This is a genomic window from Sphingopyxis sp. QXT-31 (genome assembly GCF_001984035.1).
Taxonomy (GTDB): Bacteria; Pseudomonadota; Alphaproteobacteria; order Sphingomonadales; family Sphingomonadaceae; genus Sphingopyxis.
The window spans coordinates 113,134-129,808 of the sequence record NZ_CP019449.1 but is presented as its reverse complement, the minus strand read 5'-3'; the positions used below and the strand labels follow the sequence as shown (position 1 = coordinate 129,808).

The 16,675-nt window shown below is 68.9% G+C and carries 16 protein-coding genes and 2 riboswitches; of the genes, 1 reads left to right on the top strand and 15 read right to left on the bottom strand.

What is annotated here, in order from left to right; all coding sequences use genetic code 11:
- Positions 1-28: 28 nt before the first annotated feature.
- A complete protein-coding gene (locus tag BWQ93_RS00625; RefSeq protein WP_083720453.1) occupies positions 29-832 on the top strand; it encodes an SDR family NAD(P)-dependent oxidoreductase in 804 nt (267 codons plus the stop codon).
- Here the strand turns inward: BWQ93_RS00625 and BWQ93_RS00620 are convergent, their stop codons facing one another.
- The 15 genes from BWQ93_RS00620 to ftsA form a co-directional block, all read right to left on the bottom strand.
- Positions 833-1,240 carry a GFA family protein gene (locus BWQ93_RS00620; RefSeq protein ID WP_077028829.1) on the bottom strand — a complete coding sequence of 136 codons (408 nt, stop codon included), beginning with the start codon at positions 1,238-1,240 and terminating at the stop codon, positions 833-835. It lies immediately after the preceding gene.
- A complete protein-coding gene (locus BWQ93_RS00615; RefSeq protein ID WP_077028828.1) occupies positions 1,237-2,793 on the bottom strand; it encodes a fatty acid--CoA ligase in 1,557 nt (518 codons plus the stop codon). The genes BWQ93_RS00620 and BWQ93_RS00615 overlap by 4 nt, the downstream gene beginning before the upstream one ends.
- A gap of 144 nt (positions 2,794-2,937) precedes the next feature.
- Positions 2,938-3,561 (bottom strand): DUF938 domain-containing protein, encoded by a 624-nt coding sequence (locus BWQ93_RS00610; protein ID WP_077032116.1) that lies wholly within the window; start codon positions 3,559-3,561, stop codon positions 2,938-2,940.
- A 14-nt stretch (positions 3,562-3,575) separates the two neighbouring features.
- On the bottom strand, positions 3,576-4,022 hold the full coding sequence (locus BWQ93_RS00605; RefSeq protein WP_077028827.1) for an ABA4-like family protein: 447 nt from the start codon (positions 4,020-4,022) through the stop codon (positions 3,576-3,578).
- On the bottom strand, positions 4,019-4,435 hold the full coding sequence (locus tag BWQ93_RS00600; RefSeq protein WP_077028826.1) for a TMEM175 family protein: 417 nt from the start codon (positions 4,433-4,435) through the stop codon (positions 4,019-4,021). Before BWQ93_RS00600 ends, BWQ93_RS00605 begins: the two co-directional genes overlap by 4 nt.
- Positions 4,436-4,467: 32 nt before the next feature.
- On the bottom strand, positions 4,468-4,806 hold the full coding sequence (locus tag BWQ93_RS00595) for a hypothetical protein (protein ID WP_077028825.1): 339 nt from the start codon (positions 4,804-4,806) through the stop codon (positions 4,468-4,470).
- Positions 4,803-6,443, bottom strand: coding sequence for an aminomethyl-transferring glycine dehydrogenase subunit GcvPB (gene gcvPB, locus BWQ93_RS00590; RefSeq protein WP_077028824.1), 1,641 nt, complete (start codon positions 6,441-6,443; stop codon positions 4,803-4,805). Before gcvPB ends, BWQ93_RS00595 begins: the two co-directional genes overlap by 4 nt.
- Complete coding sequence (gene gcvPA / locus BWQ93_RS00585) at positions 6,440-7,798, bottom strand: aminomethyl-transferring glycine dehydrogenase subunit GcvPA (protein WP_077028823.1); 1,359 nt, start codon at positions 7,796-7,798, stop codon at positions 6,440-6,442. Before gcvPA ends, gcvPB begins: the two co-directional genes overlap by 4 nt.
- A gap of 117 nt (positions 7,799-7,915) precedes the next feature.
- The gene (gene gcvH, locus BWQ93_RS00580; RefSeq protein ID WP_077028822.1) at positions 7,916-8,287 is read right to left on the bottom strand and encodes a glycine cleavage system protein GcvH; all 372 of its coding nucleotides are present in this window, start codon (positions 8,285-8,287) and stop codon (positions 7,916-7,918) included.
- 3 nt (positions 8,288-8,290) lie between these two features.
- Positions 8,291-9,433: a glycine cleavage system aminomethyltransferase GcvT gene (gene gcvT, locus BWQ93_RS00575; protein WP_077028821.1), complete on the bottom strand. Its 1,143-nt coding sequence runs from the start codon at positions 9,431-9,433 to the stop codon at positions 8,291-8,293.
- A 55-nt stretch (positions 9,434-9,488) separates the two neighbouring features.
- Positions 9,489-9,594, bottom strand: a riboswitch (glycine riboswitch).
- Positions 9,595-9,696: riboswitch (glycine riboswitch) on the bottom strand.
- Positions 9,697-9,754: 58 nt separating this feature from the next.
- Positions 9,755-10,408 carry an NAD(P)H-binding protein gene (locus tag BWQ93_RS00570; protein ID WP_077028820.1) on the bottom strand — a complete coding sequence of 218 codons (654 nt, stop codon included), beginning with the start codon at positions 10,406-10,408 and terminating at the stop codon, positions 9,755-9,757.
- A gap of 20 nt (positions 10,409-10,428) precedes the next feature.
- Positions 10,429-11,601 carry a deoxyguanosinetriphosphate triphosphohydrolase gene (locus BWQ93_RS00565; protein WP_077028819.1) on the bottom strand — a complete coding sequence of 391 codons (1,173 nt, stop codon included), beginning with the start codon at positions 11,599-11,601 and terminating at the stop codon, positions 10,429-10,431.
- Positions 11,602-11,762: 161 nt separating this feature from the next.
- On the bottom strand, positions 11,763-13,727 hold the full coding sequence (locus tag BWQ93_RS00560) for a tetratricopeptide repeat protein (protein ID WP_198040440.1): 1,965 nt from the start codon (positions 13,725-13,727) through the stop codon (positions 11,763-11,765).
- A gap of 73 nt (positions 13,728-13,800) precedes the next feature.
- Positions 13,801-15,264 (bottom strand): cell division protein FtsZ, encoded by a 1,464-nt coding sequence (ftsZ, locus tag BWQ93_RS00555; protein ID WP_077028818.1) that lies wholly within the window; start codon positions 15,262-15,264, stop codon positions 13,801-13,803.
- Positions 15,265-15,414: 150 nt separating this feature from the next.
- Positions 15,415-16,671 carry a cell division protein FtsA gene (gene ftsA / locus BWQ93_RS00550; RefSeq protein ID WP_077028817.1) on the bottom strand — a complete coding sequence of 419 codons (1,257 nt, stop codon included), beginning with the start codon at positions 16,669-16,671 and terminating at the stop codon, positions 15,415-15,417.
- Between the last annotated feature and the right edge of the window lie 4 nt (positions 16,672-16,675).

Sequence of the window (16,675 nt, the reverse complement as noted above, 5' to 3'; positions counted from 1 at the left end):
TGACGCCGCGCCCCGGGAGGAGCGCAGGATGGATCTGGGACTGGGCGGCGAGCCGATCGTAATCGTCGGCGGCACGCGGGGCATGGGCTATGCGACCGCCGAGTTGCTCGCCGCGGAAGGTGCCGCGCTGGCGCTGATCGCGCGCGACGTCGAGCGCGGGGAAGCCAAGGCCGAGGCCTTGCGCGCGTTTGGCGCCGAGGTGATCGTGCGTGGTGCCGATGCAACGCAGCCGGGCGAGGTCGAAGATGCCATCGCCTCGGCCGCCGACCATTTCGGGCGGCTCTACGGGCTCGCGGTGACCGCGGGGCCGGTGCTCAGCCATGGCAGCTTCGAGGAGGACGGCGACGCGGCGTGGGAAGCGAGCTTCCAGGCGGTGCTCATGACCAGCGTGCGCGCGTGCCAGGCGGCGCTGCCCGTGATCGCAGTGAACAGCGGCGGCGGCGCGGTGGTGCTCACCGCTTCCTATTCGACGCGCGCCGCGGCGGCGCATCTCTATCCCTATGTGGCGATGAAATCGGGGATCGCGGCGCTGTCGAAGAATCTCGCCATGGCCTATGGGCCGAAGGGTGTGCGGGTGAACTGTGTCGCGCCGGGCGCGGTGGCGACCGAGGCGCTGGATAGCGCGACCGAACAGGCGGTCGCGGCTTATGGCGGCGATCCCGCGGAAGCGCTCGACCGCTGGATGCGCGAACAATGGGGGATGAAGGTCGCGCTGGGCCGCGTCGGCCGGCCGCACGAACTCGCCGACCTGTTTGCTTTCCTGCTGTCGAAGCGTGCGGCCTACATGACCGGGGCGATCATCAACCAGGACGGTGGGACGCAGTTTTTCTGATCAGAACCACATATCCCTGACGACGCGCCCATCCGGCGGCAGATCCTCGAAGCTCTCCAGCCCCTCGAAATGATCGACCGGCAGATCGACGACCGAATCGGGATCGGCCAGGCGGATGTTCACCGCCATACGGCGCCGACCGTCCTCCTCCAGTCGCAGTCCGCGCCAGGCGAGCAGGCAGCCGCAGGTCGGGCAGAAGTGGATTTCGAGCGCCGGATCGGCCTTGCCGACGCGGGTGAAGGTGCGCGTCGCGCCCTTGAGCACGATGCGCCCACCCTCGTAATCATAGGCCCAGAGCGCACCGTAGCGGCGGCAGAGCGTGCAGTTGCAAGCGGTGATCGACCCCGGATCGCCCGTCAGCGTCCAGCCCGCGTCGGCGCAGAGGCACGTCCCTTCGAGCCCGGTCAATTGACCATCCGCTCATAGCCCTCCCAATAGGGGGCGCGGAGGTCCTTGCGCAGGATCTTGCCGCTGGCGTTGCGCGGCAGCGCCTCGATCACGTCGATGCTGCGCGGGCATTTGAAGGGCGCGATGCGCTCGCGCGCCCAGGCGATGATGTCGTCCGCGTCGACGGTCATCCCGGGCTTGGGGACGACGACCGCCTTCACCGTCTCGCCCCATTTCTGATCGGGGATACCGATCACCGCGACCTCCTGCACCGTGGGGTGGCCGAAGATCGCGCTCTCTACCTCGGCCGGATAGACATTCTCGCCGCCCGAGATGATCATGTCCTTCATCCGGTCGTGGATATAGAGATAGCCGTCGGCGTCGAGATAGCCTGCGTCGCCGGTGTGGATCCAGCCGTCGGCGGTCATCGTCTTCGCCGTTGCCTCGGGCAGGTTCCAGTAGCCGATCATATTGTTCGACGAGCGGGTGACGACCTCGCCCACCTCGCCCACCGGCAGTTCCTGCCCGTCATCGCCGAGGATGCGGATCTCGACGCCGGGCAGCGGCTTGCCCGCCGAGCGCATGCGCTGGTTGCCCTCGGGATCATGATCCTCGGGCGGCAGCATGCAGATCGTCCCCGTCGTCTCGGTCATGCCATAGGCCTGGATGAAGTCGGCGCCGAACATCTTGATGCACTGGCGCAGCAACTCGAGCGGAATCGGCGCGGCGCCATAGAGGATATATTTGAGCCGGCCGAAATCGGTCTCGGCACAGCGCGGATGCATCAGCAGCATCTGAAGCGCGGCGGGGACGATGAAGAAACGCGTCACGCCGTGATGCTCGACCGCGTCGAACACCCCGTCGGGATTGAATTCGGCGAGGATGACGCCGGGCAGCCCCGCCGCGAGCGCCATGATGCCGAGCCCGGTGCCGCCGATATGCGCGCAGGGCATGGCGACCAGCACCGCCTCGTCATCCTCCCATTTGGTGTAGGGCATGTCGAGCTCGCTCGAATTGCGGCGCAGCGCAAAGAGGTTGCGGTTCGACAGCACCGCACCCTTGGGATTGCCGGTGGTGCCCGAGGTGTAGAGCTGGAGTACCGCATCGTCGGGGCCCGCGGCGTCGAAAGCGGCGCGCGGGGTCGCGGCGATCAGCGCGCGCGCCTCGGCATCGGTCAGGATCTTCGGGTCATGCTCGAGCTTGTCCGCCAGTTGTTGCGGTACGGCCTCGAAACCCGGGCCGGTGAACAGCATCTTCGCGCCGGTGTCGTTCAGCACATAGGCCCATTCGGCGGGCGACAGGCGCCAGCCGATCGGCGCCATCACGATGCCCGCACGCGCCGCGCCGAAGAAGAGCTGGAAATAGAGATCGCTGTTCTTGCCGATCCAGGCGATGCGGTCGCCCTTTTTGAGCCCAGCAGCGAACAGTGCGCTCGCGACCTTCGCGGTCAGGTCGTCGAGCTCGGCATAGGTGTAGACGCGGTCCTCTTCGCGCAGCGCGATGCGATCCGGCCGGTCGGCCGCCCAATGGGCGATGAACTCGTCAAAGGTCAGAAGGTCGGCCAGATCTTTCATTCAAACTCTCCCGGATGCCGTTCGCGGCAATTCTCAAGCCTGATAACAAACGCACGGGCGGTTTGACAAGCGGCGCGCGATCCGTGCATCGCCGCGCATCTTGCAGACAGTTCGAACACTACGCAATGCCATGCGGGGCGGCGCCTATGCCGTCCGCCGGAACAGCAGCATCAGATTGTTCGCGGGCATCGCGCGCCGTTCGGCGAAGGCGAGGCCCGCGGCGCTGGCGGCGGCCTTGATCGCGTCGGTGTCGCGCAGCCCCCAGGCGGGGTCGCGGGCGCGCAGGCTGGCGTCGAAGGCCTGGTTGCTGTCGGCGGTCGGCACGTCGGGCTCGACATAGGGGCCGTAGAGAATCAGTGCCGTGCCCGGCGCGAGCAGGCGCGCGGCGCCGGCAAACAGCCCGACCGTCGCCGCCCACGGGCTGATATGCACCATGTTGATGCACAGGATCGCGTCGGCGCGGCCGGTCGGCCATGCGGGCGCGGCGGCGTCGAGCGCGAGCGGCGGTGCGACATTGGGCAATCCTGCTTCCGCCCGCCAGGCGGCGATCGACGCGACGCCCGCCGGGTCGGGGTCGCTCGGCTGCCAAAACAGGTGCGGAAAGGCGGCGGCGAAATGGACGGCATGCTCGCCTGACCCGCTCGCGATCTCGAGGATCGTGCCCGACGACGGCAGCCACTCCGCTAGCACTTCGGTGATCGCATCGCGGTTGCGCAGCGTCGCGGGCGCGTGGCGCTTCGCCGCCGCCTCGTTCGCGTCGCCCGGCATCCAGGGCTGCGGCGTCACGCCTTGGCCTGTGCCCGCGCGCGGCGTTCGCGGACGACGAGCCAAGACAGGAGGCCGACCGGGCCCGCCATCAGCGTCAGGAACAGGAAGGGGACCTGCGCGAGGCGGCCGAACCCCTTGTTGTCGGCATCGCGCGCGATCCAGAGCCCGGTGAACAGGTCGAAGGCCAGATAATGGATCCAGCCGAGCGTCGTGCCGCCGGGGGTCGCGAACAGCTTCATCACCCCGGCGAGCGTGGTGAAGCTGCCGCCGCCGGCGCCGCCCTGGTCGATCGAGCCGGTCAGGAAACCGACCAGCAGCACGGTATAGGCGAGGCAGAGCAGGAACACCCCGGCGTAGAGGATGAACGCCAGGACCTTTGGCCCGCGCGGCAGCGCGGCGAGCGCGATCCACGAGAGGAAGGCGTAATAATTGGCCAGCAGAAACAGCGTATCCCAGCTCATGCGTCATGTCCTTGTTCGGTGGGTTCGGCCCAGCGATAGCGGGCCGCGAAAAGCCCGATGGTCAGCGGCAGCGTCGCATAGACCATCGGCGCAAAAGGCACGGTGGCGCGGAAAAAGGTCATGCCGGTCGACACGATCCCGGTCGCGGCGAGGATCGCCCAGATGATCACCTGGCCATAGGCTTCGCGCCGTCCCTGCGCGTCGAGGGCCGGGTTGCGCCGCGCGCGGACATGCGCAAGCCAGAACATCGCGATAATCGCAAAGGCGATGACGAAGCTCGGCGCACCCGCAAGCGTCGCCTCGAGCTGGCGATAGTCGGGCGCCATGCCGCCGGTGCCCGCGACCATCAGCGTGACCGCAAAGGCAAAGGCCGCATCGGTGAACGCGTCGAGCCGGTCCTGTCCGCTGGTCATGCTCCTTCCCCCTCGCGCGCTTCTTGCCAGCGCTAGAGCAGCCCGCCAAGCCCGAAGAGCAGGAGCGCGCCGAACAGCGCGATCAGGCCGGTGACGACGATCAGCAAGGTCAGCCGCGCCGCCGACAGCCGCCGCGTTGCCGCGAAACCGGCGGCGGTAGCAGCACCGAAGGAGATCAGTGGCGCCCACAGGAACGCCCAGTCGTAGCTGAACTCGCGGCGCACGCGGACCAGCTCCCACTGCTCGACGACGAGGCCGTAGAGGGTGATCGCGGTGAGCCAGACCGCCACGAAAACGACCGCGAACAGCGCCCCCGCGGCGAGGCAGCCCATGGCGCCGCGCGGCGGGCCGCTGCTCGCGGGCTCGCTCAACTGCCGCCGATCTCGCTCAGCGAGGGGGTGCCCGGCACGACCGCCGGTTCGCTCCATGCCAGCACGGGCTTGCGCGCCGCCAGCGTTTCGTCGAGCCGCGCGCGCGGGGCGAAATGCGGCGCCGACTTGAGCGCCGGATCGCCGTTCTTCGCACGCAATGCGACACTGCGCAGCGCGCCGATGAACTGGTCCAGCACCGCCTTGCTCTCGGTCTCGGTCGGTTCGATCAACATCGCACCATGGACGACGAGCGGGAAATAGACGGTCATCGGGTGATAACCCTCGTCGATGATCCCCTTGGCGATATCGAGCGTCGAGAAACCCTCGGCGAGGCCGTTGTCGGTGAACAGCGCCTCATGCATGCACGGACCCGAGCCGCCGAAGGGCGCCTCGAGCACATCGTCGAGGCTGCGCAGGATATAGTTGGCGTTGAGCACCGCATCCTCGGCGACCTGCTTGAGCCCGTCGGCGCCGTGGCTGAGCATATAGGTCAGCGCACGGGTGAACATGCCCATCTGGCCGTGGAAGGCGGTCATGCGGCCGAAGGTGTCGGGATGCTCGGCGCCCGCGCTTTCCTCCTCGACCAGCTTGAACGAGCCGTCGGCATAGCGCGCCGCATAGGGAATCGGGCCAAAGGGAGCGAGCGCCTCCGACAGCACGACCGGGCCCGAGCCGGGGCCGCCGCCGCCGTGCGGGGTGGAGAAGGTCTTGTGCAGGTTGATGTGCATCGCGTCGACGCCGAGGTCACCGGGGCGCACCTTGCCGACGATCGCGTTGAAGTTGGCGCCGTCGCAATAGACGTAGCCGCCCACCGCATGCACCGCGTCGGAGATCGCCTTCATGTCGCGCTCGAACAGGCCACAGGTGTTGGGGTTGGTGATCATCACGCCCGCGACGTCGGGGCCGAGGCGTGCCTTCAGCGCTTCGAGGTCGACGCGCCCTTCGGGGGTCGCGGGGATATCCTCGACGCTGAAGCCCGCAAAGGCCGCGGTCGCGGGGTTGGTGCCATGCGCGCTCTCGGGGACGAGCAGCACGCGCCGGTCCTCGCCGCGCGCCTCGAGCGCCGCCTTGATGCAGAGAATACCGCAAAGCTCGCCATGCGCGCCCGCCTTGGGGGTCATCGCGACGCCGTGCATGCCGGTGAGCTTGATCAGCCACATCGCGAGTTCGTTGATGACGGCCAGCGCGCCCTGCACCGTTTCCTGCGGCTGCAGCGGGTGGATGTCGGCAAAACCCGGCATCCGCGCGACCTTTTCGTTGAGGCGCGGGTTGTGCTTCATCGTGCACGACCCGAGCGGGAAGAGGCCGAGGTCGATCGCGTAATTCTGGCGCGACAGGCGGGTGTAGTGGCGGATCGTCTCGCCTTCGCTGAGCCCCGGCAGGCCGATGCTGTCGGTACGGCGCAGCGCATCGACGCGGTCGGAGACGGCGTCCCACTCGGTCTCGACGACCCCGCCCAGCGAGGCGTGCAGGCCATCCTCCTGGTCGAAATCGACGCCGGTGGTCTCGGTCGAGCCGATCTCGAAAATCAGCGGCTCTTCGAGCATCAGCGCGCGGTTGCCGGTGAAGGTCGTCGTATCGTCGGCGCCGCCCGCGTTCATTTCGGGGCGCCAGCCGGATGCGTTGGGCGTGCTCATGCCAGCACCTCCTTCAGCGCCGCGGCAAAGGCGGCGATGTCCTCCGCGGTGCAGGTTTCGGTGACCGCGACGACGAGGCCGTTTTCGAGGCCCGCGTTCTCGGGGTAGAGGCGGCCGAGCGACACGCCGCCGAGGATGTCGCGCTCGGCCAGCTGATGAACCACCGGCCGCGCGGCGGCCGGCAGCAGCAGGGTGAATTCGTTGAAGAAGGCGCTGTTGAGCACCGACACGCCCGGCACCTTCGCGAGTTGCCCGGCGGCCGCCAGCGCGCGGCCATGGTTGATCGACGCGAGCTGGCGCAGCCCAGCCTCGCCGAGCAAGGTCATGTGGATGCTGAAGGCCAGCGCGCAAAGCCCCGAGTTGGTGCAGATATTACTCGTCGCCTTTTCGCGGCGGATATGCTGCTCACGCGTCGAGAGGGTCAGCACGAAGCCGCGCTTGCCATTGGCGTCGACGGTCTCGCCGCACAGGCGCCCGGGCATCTGGCGGACATATTTGGCCTTGCATGCGAAGAGGCCCACGTAGGGCCCGCCGAACTGCAGGCCGACGCCGATCGACTGCCCCTCGCCGACGACGATGTCGGCGCCCATTTCGCCGGGCGCCTTGATGAGGCCGAGCGCGACGGGTTCGGTGACGACCGCGATCAGCAGCGCGCCCGATGCCTGGCACGCCTTAGCAAGCGCCGCCATGTCGTCGATGCGGCCGAGGATGTCGGGATATTGGACGACGACGCAGCTGGTCTCCTTGTCGACCGCCGCGGCGAGATCCGCCCAGTCGGTGCCGGGGACCAGCTCGGGGTCGCCCTCGACGAGCACATCGCCGGTATATTTGGCCATCGTCCGCGCGACGCTGCGGTAATGCGGGTGGACGCCGGTCGAGAAGAGCGCCTTCGCGCGCCTGGTGATGCGCCGCGCCATCACGACCGCTTCCCAGCAAGCGGTCGAGCCGTCGTACATCGACGCGTTGGCGACGTCGGTGCCGAGCAGGCGCGCGACCTGGCTCTGGAACTCGAACAGCATCTGCAGCGTGCCCTGCGCTATTTCGGGCTGGTAGGGCGTGTAGGCGGTGAGGAACTCACCGCGCTGGATCAGGTGATCGACGCTCGCCGGGACATGGTGGCGGTAGGCGCCCGCGCCGAGGAAGAAGGGCCCGTCGCCCGCCGCGCGGTTGCGCCGCGCCAGCGCACCCATGTGGCGCTCGACCGCCAGCTCGCTGGCCTGATTTGGCAGATCGGCAATCGGGCCGTCGAGCCGCGCCTCGGGGGGGACGTCGACGAACAGGTCGTCGATTGTCGTGGCACCGATGACGCTGAGCATGGCCGAACGGTCGTCGGCGGTGAGCGGGAGGTAACGCATGATTAGTCAAACTCCGGAGGAGCAAAAAATTCCGTTCGCATCGAGCGAAGTCGAGATGCGCTTGGGCAGCGCATTCCTTCAGGGTGTCTCGACTTCGCTCGACACGAACGGGTTTGGTCAAAGATCGTCGCAGAAGGCCTTGTACGCAGCCGCATTCATCAGCGCGTCGAGCTGGCTCTTGTCGCTGAGCGTCATGCGGAAGAACCAGCCTTCGCCCTCGGGATCGCTGTTGACGAGCGCCGGGTCTTCCTCGAGCTGGCCATTGCCTTCGGTGACGGTGCCGTCGACCGGGGCATAGACGTCGCTTGCCGCCTTCACCGATTCCACGACCGCGGCGTCGCCGCCCTGGCTGAGTTCGGCGCCGGTGTCGGGAACCTCGACGAAGACGATGTCGCCGAGCTGGCCCTGCGCGAAGTCGGTGATGCCCACCGTGGCGACGTCGCCGTCAACGTCGATCCATTCATGTTCTTCGGTATAATAACGCGGCATCGGTCAGCCTCCCTGTTTGCGCACATAGCGGTGTGGAACGAACGGCATCGCGGTCACGGTGCAATGCACGCGCTTGCCGCGAACTTCGGCGGCGACCGACTTGCCGGGGACGGCATGGTCGCGCGGGACATAACCCATGGCGATGGGGGCGCCGACGCTGGGGGCGAAGCCGCCCGACGTCACGACGCCAATCTCGTCCTCGCCGTCGAACAGCTTGGCGCCCTCGCGCACGGGCAGCTTGCCGTCGACGAGCAGGCCGACGCGTTTGCGCGGCGGGCCGTCCTCATAATGGCCGAGGATGCGGGCGGCGCCCGGGAAACCGCCTTCTACGCGGCGACGCTTCTGGATCGCGAAGCCGAGGTCGCCTTCGATCGGGTCGATCGTGGGGTCGAGGTCGTGGCCGTAGAGCGGCAGCCCGGCTTCGAGGCGCAGGCTGTCGCGGGCGCCGAGACCGATGGGCTTCACCTCGGGCGCGCCGCAGAGGAGGTTAGCCACCTGTTCGACCTTGTCGGCATCGACCGAGATTTCGAAGCCGTCCTCGCCGGTATAGCCGGAGCGGCTGATCCACGCATCGACGCCGCCGATCTGATACGGCCCGCCCATCATGAAGACGAGCGCTTCGAGCGGCCATTGGCCGGTGGTGTGACGCTTGAGGGCGTCGAAGGCCTTGGGGCCCTGCAGCGCGAGCAGCGCGCGGTCTTCGAGATGGTTGATCGTGATCGCGTCGGGCAGGGTTTCGCGCAGATGCCCGATATCCTCCCACTTCACCGCGCCGTTGACGACCATATAGATGCCCTCGGGCCAGCGGCTCAGCATCAGATCGTCGAGAATGCCGCCATCCTCGGCGAGCAGCAGAGAATAGCGCATGCGCCCGACCGCGAGACCCTTCACGTCGCCGGGCAGCACCGCTTCGAGCGCGTCGTCGAGGCCTTCGCCCAACAGGTAGAGCTGGCCCATGTGGCTGACATCGAACAGGCCGGCATTTTCGCGGACCCACAGATGCTCGGCCATGATGCCTTCATATTGGATCGGCATCCAGTAACCGGCGAATGCGACCATCCGGCCGCCGCGATCGCGGTGCCAGGCGTCGAGCGGCAGGGTCGCGGTGGGGGCCGCTTCCTCGCCCGTCTGTTCAATTTCGGTCATGTCAGTCTCCCGTGGTTGACATGGCGAACGCACGGCGGGGTGCCGCGGTTTCGACCATGCCCCCTCTGTCACGGGAACCTGAGAGTTTTCCCCCATGATATCATGGGGTTACCCCTTCGGTGGTTCCAGCAGGAGCCGGAACGCTTTCCAGAGTGTCCGTTCCAGCCTGCGCGGTCCGCTTGACCTGAGAGTTTCCGGGGCGGTTGCTCCTTCGGTGGCGAGGCGCGGGTTGCCCCGCCCTCGCGCTCTCCCGCGCGGCCGGTCGAATCCCTTGGGAGGATGCGACAGACGCCCGAGCCTTGGCGGGCGCCCAAGGCAGAGTCAATCGGCGAGCCGCCGCATCGCGTCATTTTCGTGGATTCGTACGCCGGGCTGGGCGATGCCGATCAGCGCGACGATCGCGCGCGCGACCGTTTCGCCGCGGATCGAGCGATAGCGGCGCAGGCTGCCGTGGAGCAAAGCGTCGGTCAGCGGGGCCGCGGCCGCGGCAATCCCCTCGCCCAGCCTTGTGGGCCCGGCGCGTTCGCCCATCAGCAACCCGGGGCGCAAGATGTCGAGCCGCTCGAAGCCGAGCGCGCGCAGGCCATCCTCGGTCTCGCCCTTGGTCTTCAGATAGAAGTTGCGGCTCTTCGCCGAAGCGCCGACCGAGCTCACGACGATCATCTGCCGCGTGCCCGCCATCCGCGCGCCGCGCGCCGCCGCGAGGATCAGGTCGTGATCGACCGCGCGGAAAGCTGCTTTGGATCCTGCCTGGCGGATCGTCGTGCCGAGGCACGAGACGAGCGTCGCGGGGCGCTCGACCGCGACGATATCCGCCCAGCGCTCGGGCGGCGCGACGAGCAGCGCGTGCTGTTCGGGCAGGCCCTCCATCTCACGCCGCGCGAGGATGGTGAGCGAGCGGTCGCCGGCCTGGGCGATCACCGCCTGCCCGACCATGCCGGTCGCGCCGAGGAGCAGGGTGCTGGGCGTCGTCATGGCGCCAGTCTAATGGGTTTTCAGGCGTGCGCCAGCGCTTCCGGCACGTCGCCGCGCCCGAAGATTTCAGCGTAGCGGTCGATCGCAAAGCGGTCGGTCATGCCGGCGATATAGTCGCCGATGTGGCGCACGGTTGCGCCCTTTTCGTGCGGCAGGCGGGCGGACCAGTCGGCGCCCATCAGCCGCGGGTCGGCGGCATAGGCATCGAACAGGCGCGCGATGACCTGGTTCGCGGCCTCGGCGGCGGCGAGCTGTTCGGGGTGGTGGTAGAGATTGGCGTACATGAAACGCTTGAGGTCGCGCTCCGCCGCCGCGAGTTCGGGCGAGAAGCCGCCAAGCGTGCGGCCCCCCATGCGCACCTCGTCGGCGCTCGCGACGCCCGCATCGGCAACATTGGCGGTCGTCGCGGCGATCACATCGTTGACCATCACCCCGATCTGGTCGCGCACCAGTTCGCGCAGCAGCCGCTCGCGCGGCGCGCCGGGGAAGCGTTCTTCGACGCCGGCGAAATTGGCGGCGACGAAGGGCTGCGCCATCAGCTGGTCGAAATCGAGCAGCCCCGCGCGCAGCCCGTCGTCGATGTCGTGATTATCATAGGCGATGTCGTCGGCGACCGCCGCGATCTGCGCCTCGAGGCTGGCGTGGCTGTCGAGGTCGAGCGCAAAGCGCGCGTCGATTTCGGCGAGCGCCCAGCCGGGGTTCGTCACCGGGCCATTATGCTTGGCGAGCCCCTCGAGCGTCTCCCACGTCAGGTTGAGCCCGTCGAAGCGCGGATAGGGGCATTCGAGGCAGGCCAGCGTGCGCAGCGTATGGCCATTATGGTCGAAACCGCCGTGGTCGGCCATAGCGGCCTTGAGCGCGTCCTCGCCGGCATGGCCAAAGGGCGGGTGGCCGATGTCGTGCGCGAGGCAGAGCGCCTCGGTGAGGTCCTCGTTAAGCCCAAGCGCGCGCGCGATGCCGCGGCCGATCTGCGCGACCTCAATGCTGTGGGTCAGGCGGACGCGATAATGGTCGCCGTCGGGGGCGACAAAGACCTGCGTCTTGTGGCGCAGGCGGCGGAAGGCGATCGAATGAATGATGCGGTCGCGGTCGCGCTGAAAATCGTCGCGCGGCCCGCGCACGACGCGGCCGACCTCCTCGTGCAGCCGCCCGCGGCTTAGTTCGGGACGGCTGGCGCAGGCGGCGACGCTCATTCAGATCCTCCCCACGCGAAGCGATGGGGAGGTGGCAGCGCGAAGCGCTGACGGAGGGGTAATGGCGCCGACGTTGCCGACCCCTCCACCATCCGCTTCGCGGACGGTCCCCCTCCCCAAAGCTTCGCTATGGGGAGGATTTATCGTGGCGCTAGCCACGCTCATTTGACCGGAGCGACTTCCTGGCCCGCGTCGCTGTTGAAGAGGAAGCCGTCGCCGCCGGCCTTCTTGTAATCGGCGAGCCAGGCGTCGGCGCCCTTCTTGTTCGGGAAGGGCCCGACGAGCAGGCGGCGGGTGCGGCCCCATTCGGTGCTGGCGCCCGCCTTGCCCTTGAAGAGCGCGGGGTTCTTCTTTGCAAATTTGTTGAAGTCGAAGGCCAGCGCCTTGGCGTTGGCGCCGGTGGCGATCTGGACCCAGAGGCGCGCGGGGTTGGCTTTCTTTTCAGCGGCTTCGACCTTGGCCTTCGTATCGGCTTCCGCCTTGGCCTTGGCGGCGGCATCATCCTTGACGCGCTTGGCTTCGGCCGCCGCTTCGGCCTTGCGCTTGTCCTCGCGCAGCTTGGCGAGCGTCGCGGCGTCGACCGCGTCGATAGAGGCCGCCATTTCCTCGGCGGGGATTTCGAGCGCGCCGACGATGTCGGCGAGCGAGGCGAGCGGTGCCGCAGGGGTCGGCGCGAAAGTCGGCGCGGCGGAGACCGCCGAGGCTGGCGGGGGTGCGGCTTCGGCGGCGGCGAGCTCGACCGGCTGCGGCGTCGATGCGGCGGGCGCGGGCGTCGGGGCCGGGGTTGCGACCGTGGCGGGTTGGCCGATGTCGGAGATCGAGAAGCCGGGGCCGACGGGGCCGCTGTCGCGGATCGCCACGCCGATCGGGGCAGCGGGCGGCGGCGTTGCGGCGGGCGGCGTGGCGGCGGGCGGTGGAGCGGGTGTCGGGCTCGGAGTCGGCGCCGGGCTCGGCAGGATCGCCGCCGGCAGCGTCGAAGTTCCGGCAACGGTCGCCGGCGGTGTTGCTGCCGGGGCTGGCGGCGGCGCGGCGCGCGGCGCCGGGGTCGGCGCGGGCGTCGGCGCCGGGCGTAGCGGCGTTGCTGCGGCGACCTGCACGGTCGGCGGCTGGCGCGGCGGGACCGCGGCGGGCGGCGGCGGATCGGGCTGGCGGCGCACGCTCACTGCGGGCGGGGTCGCGGTGGCAGGGGTCAGCGTGCCGCGCGCACGGTCGCGCTCGCTCGGGCGGCGGCGGTCGGGCTTCGCACTGGCCGGAGCCGGCGTCGCGGCGGGCGGCGGGGTCGCGGCGGCGACCTGCACGGGCCTGCGCGGCGGACCGAGATTGCCCGAGGGAAAGCGCCCGAAATGCGCGGCGGCGGCCTGCTGCGCCGGGTTGAGGCGGTTCATCTGGGTGAGATAGGGCAGGATATTCTGCGCGAGCTGCGGCGGCATCGTCGCGTTGACGATTTCGGTCGCCTCGCCGTTGCGGCCGGCGATCGCGAGGATCATCGCACGCATGCGCCACGCGCCGCGATCCTGCGCGCGCAGCTGGCCCGCGAGCAGTTGCACGCCGCGGTCGGCCTCGCCCGCGATGCCGAGCGACAGCGCATAGCGGCGCAGCGTCTCGTCATTGGGCGCGAGCGATAGGGCAAGCTGATAGTCGCGCTGCGCCGCATCCTGCTGACCGAGCAGATCGCGCGCGAGCCCGCGGTCGGAAAGGAACAGCCGTTCGGGCGCGCCGAGCAATTGCGCCTCGCCGAAATAGTCGAGCGCGCGAGTCGGATTTTCCATATGGACCATCGCCGAGCCCATCGCCGCCTTGACCGCGCCGTCGCGCGGGTTCGCCTGTTCGGCGCGGGTCAGGAAGCCGAGCGCGGCGCGATAATCCTCGAGCTCGACCGAGGCGCGCCCGGCGTCGAGCAGCGCGGCGCCGTCCTTGCTGTTCGCGGCGATGCGCGCGAGCGCCGACGACAGCAGGGTCCGCGCCGCGGTGCGCTTTTCCATCGCCGCGCGCGTCGCGGCGTCGGGCGGCGTGACCTGTGCCGAGGCGGCAGGCACGAGCGCGGTCGCGCCGAGCAGCAAGGCCGCGAACGCGGCGGCGCCCTGCCGTACGCGTCCCGGACCTATGCGCACACCACGCGTCTTCATCGATCGCCGCATGGGCACATTCACATCCCGATTTCCGGGCCGCCCTGCCCTGGCGGCGGCCTGATACGCCCCGTTACTGGTTGTTCTGGCGGCCGAGGAAGCGCGGGATGTCGACCCCGTCCTCCTTACCCCCTTCCTCGCCCTCGGCGGGCGCCGCGCCGCGCGACAGGCGCGACATCCGCTCGAACAGGGTGCCACCGCCGATGTTGCGCGACGGCGCGTCCTCGGCGGGAGCCGGCGCCGGCGCCGGGTTGGCGGCAGCGGGTTGCTGCCACGGATCGGGGGTCGCTTCGGGCGCGTCGAGGACGAGCTCGTCCGCCGTATCGTCGTAGGTCGCAGCGACGTCCGACAGCTCCATCGGCTCGTCGTCGTAGCTCGCCGCGGGGGCCGCGGGCTCTTCGACCGGGGCCGTATCGCCGAGCGAGAAGCCCGGCGTCGGATCGGGTTCGGCAGGCGCCTCATAGGCGGCCTGTTCGACCGGTTCCTCGACGACCGGCGCGGCGGGTGCCGCGCTGCGCGCCGGGGCGAAGGAGAAGCTGCGCGTCGCGGCAGGCGCGGGTGCCGCCTCGCCGGTGCCGTCGATGCCGGTCGCGACGACCGACACGCGGATCTTGCCGTCAAGCGCGTCGTTGAAGGCGCTGCCCCAGATGATGTTGGCGTCGGGATCGACCAGCTCGCGGATGTGGTTCGCGGCCTCGTCGACTTCCATCAGGCGCATGTCTTCGCCGCCGGTGATCGAGATGATGACGCCCCTGGCTCCCGCCATCGAAACGCCGTCGAGCAAGGGGTTGGCGATCGCCTTTTGCGCGGCTTCGAGCGCGCGGCCATCGCCTTCGGCCTCACCGGTGCCCATCATCGCCTTGCCCATTTCGCGCATCACGCTGCGCACGTCGGCGAAGTCGAGGTTGATGAGGCCGGGCATGACCATCAGGTCGGTGATTCCGCGCACGCCCTGCTGCAGCACTTCGTCCGCCATCGTGAACGCTTCCTTGAAGGTCGTGTTCGGGTTGGCGACGAGGAAGAGATTCTGGTTCGGGATGACGATCAGCGTGTCGACATGTTCTTGCAGTTCGGCGATGCCGGCGTCGGCCGAGCGCATGCGCCGCGCGCCTTCGAACATGAAGGGCTTGGTCACGACGCCCACCGTCAATATGCCGCGGTCGCGCGCCGCCTTGGCGATGACGGGTGCCGCACCCGTGCCGGTGCCGCCACCCATGCCAGCGGCGATGAAGCACATATGCGCGCCGTCGAGCGCGTCCTCGACCTGCGCGATGCTTTCCTCGGCCGCGGCGCGCCCGACCTCGGGCCGCGAGCCCGCGCCCAGCCCCTGGGTGATCTGCGTCCCCAACTGGATGCGCCGTTCGGCGGGCGAGGCGTTGAGCGCCTGCGCGTCGGTGTTGGCGACGACGAAATCGACCCCTTCGACGCGCGCCGCGATCATGTTGGCGATGGCATTGCCGCCCGCTCCGCCGACGCCGATCACCGCGATCCGCGGTTTCAGCTCATCGACCTGCGGCGGGCCAATATTGATGCTCATCAAACAATCTCCCTGCAGCGGCGAACCTTTGCCGCTTCCTCACCTTGCGACCCATGGGCGGTGGTCCCGCCGCCCCCAATTCTATTAACGCATTGCACTATTGTGACGCTAGAATCACCCAAAAAATTAACACTTTCGGCGCTTCTGAATTCAAAAACTGCTTTTCAGTGCCGCCATCAGGCGGTTGATGATTCCGGTGCTGCGCGGACGATAGACATCCTGCGACATCATCGGCAGGTCGCGGAGGTCGACGGGGTCCGACGCGGCGTAGAGCACCAGCCCCGCGAGCGTCGCAAAGGCGGGTCCGGCATGCGCGTCGGGCAGCCCGATCAGCCCCTTGGGCCGGCCGACGCGCGACGCGCGGCCGAGCGCGCTCTGAGTGTAATCGGCGATGCCTTTCAAATCGGCGCCGCCGCCGACGAGCACCACCTGGCGCCCGATCGGGCCGACGAAATGCAAGTCTTTCAGCGTCCTGCCGATCTCTCCCATCATCGCGTCGAGGCGTTGGCGGATGACCGAGACGAGCTGCGCGCGGTTGATGCGCGGCGATTCCGAGCCCGAGGGGGCGCCGGGTTCGAGGTCGATGACCTCGTTATTGTCGCGCGGACTGGCGGAGGCCGAGCCGTAGAAATGCTGGAGGCGCTGCGCCTGGCTGCGGCGGATGCCGAAGGCCGAGGCGATGTCGTCGGTGATGTCGCTCGCCCCGAAGGGCAAGGACGCCATCTCGACGAGCATGCCGCCGGCGTAGAGCGACACGGTAGTCACCGCAGCGCCGAGTTCGACCAGCGCGACGCCGAGGTCGCGTTCCTCGTCGGAGAGGCACGAAAGGCCCGCGGCGATCGGCGACGCCACGACCGCGTTGACGTCGAGATGCGCTTGCCGAACAGCAGCCTCCAGGTTCCGCACCGGCGCCCCGTCGGCCATTATGATGTGGATGTCGACGCCCAGGCGGTCGGCGTGGAGCCCGATCGGGTTCTTGACCCCGGTGAGGCCGTCGAGCGTGTAGAGCGCGGGCTGGGCATGCAGGATCATGCGGCCCTCGGGATCGATGCCCGCGCGGCCCGCGGCGAGGAGGTCGTCGACATCCTCCTGCTCGATGCGATGGCCGCCGAGCTCGCTTTCGATCGGCGCGACGTCGCTGAGCAGGCTGCCCGCCGAGAAGGCGACCCAGACGTCGTCGATGTTGAGCCCCGCGATACGCTCGGCCTGTTCGATCGCCTCGCGCACGACATGCTCGGTCTGTTCCATGTCGGCGACATAGCCGCGCTGGACGCCGCGGCTCTCGCGCTGGCCGGTGCCGAGCACGTGCAGCGCGCCGTCGGCGGTCTGCCCCGCGATCAAGGCGCACACCTTCCACGACCCGACGTCGAGCGCGGTGATGATCTTTTCGATCCGCGGCGGGGCCATGGCT

What these genes read in the sequence shown, in the direction of transcription:
- gcvPA (WP_077028823.1), bottom strand. Translation starts at nt 7,798, where the DNA reads ATGCGTTACCTCCCGCTCACCGCCGACGACCGTTCGGCCATGCTCAGC.
- gcvH (WP_077028822.1), bottom strand. Translation starts at nt 8,287, where the DNA reads ATGCCGCGTTATTATACCGAAGAACATGAATGGATCGACGTTGACGGC.
- BWQ93_RS00610 (WP_077032116.1), bottom strand. Translation starts at nt 3,561, where the DNA reads ATGCCGGGCGACGCGAACGAGGCGGCGGCGAAGCGCCACGCGCCCGCG.
- BWQ93_RS00615 (WP_077028828.1), bottom strand. Translation starts at nt 2,793, where the DNA reads ATGAAAGATCTGGCCGACCTTCTGACCTTTGACGAGTTCATCGCCCAT.
- BWQ93_RS00625 (WP_083720453.1), top strand. Translation starts at nt 29, where the DNA reads ATGGATCTGGGACTGGGCGGCGAGCCGATCGTAATCGTCGGCGGCACG.
- gcvT (WP_077028821.1), bottom strand. Translation starts at nt 9,433, where the DNA reads ATGACCGAAATTGAACAGACGGGCGAGGAAGCGGCCCCCACCGCGACC.
- BWQ93_RS00600 (WP_077028826.1), bottom strand. Translation starts at nt 4,435, where the DNA reads ATGACCAGCGGACAGGACCGGCTCGACGCGTTCACCGATGCGGCCTTT.
- gcvPB (WP_077028824.1), bottom strand. Translation starts at nt 6,443, where the DNA reads ATGAGCACGCCCAACGCATCCGGCTGGCGCCCCGAAATGAACGCGGGC.
- ftsA (WP_077028817.1), bottom strand. Translation starts at nt 16,671, where the DNA reads ATGGCCCCGCCGCGGATCGAAAAGATCATCACCGCGCTCGACGTCGGG.
- BWQ93_RS00560 (WP_198040440.1), bottom strand. Translation starts at nt 13,727, where the DNA reads ATGAAGACGCGTGGTGTGCGCATAGGTCCGGGACGCGTACGGCAGGGC.
- ftsZ (WP_077028818.1), bottom strand. Translation starts at nt 15,264, where the DNA reads ATGAGCATCAATATTGGCCCGCCGCAGGTCGATGAGCTGAAACCGCGG.
- BWQ93_RS00565 (WP_077028819.1), bottom strand. Translation starts at nt 11,601, where the DNA reads ATGAGCGTCGCCGCCTGCGCCAGCCGTCCCGAACTAAGCCGCGGGCGG.
- BWQ93_RS00570 (WP_077028820.1), bottom strand. Translation starts at nt 10,408, where the DNA reads ATGACGACGCCCAGCACCCTGCTCCTCGGCGCGACCGGCATGGTCGGG.
- BWQ93_RS00605 (WP_077028827.1), bottom strand. Translation starts at nt 4,022, where the DNA reads ATGAGCTGGGATACGCTGTTTCTGCTGGCCAATTATTACGCCTTCCTC.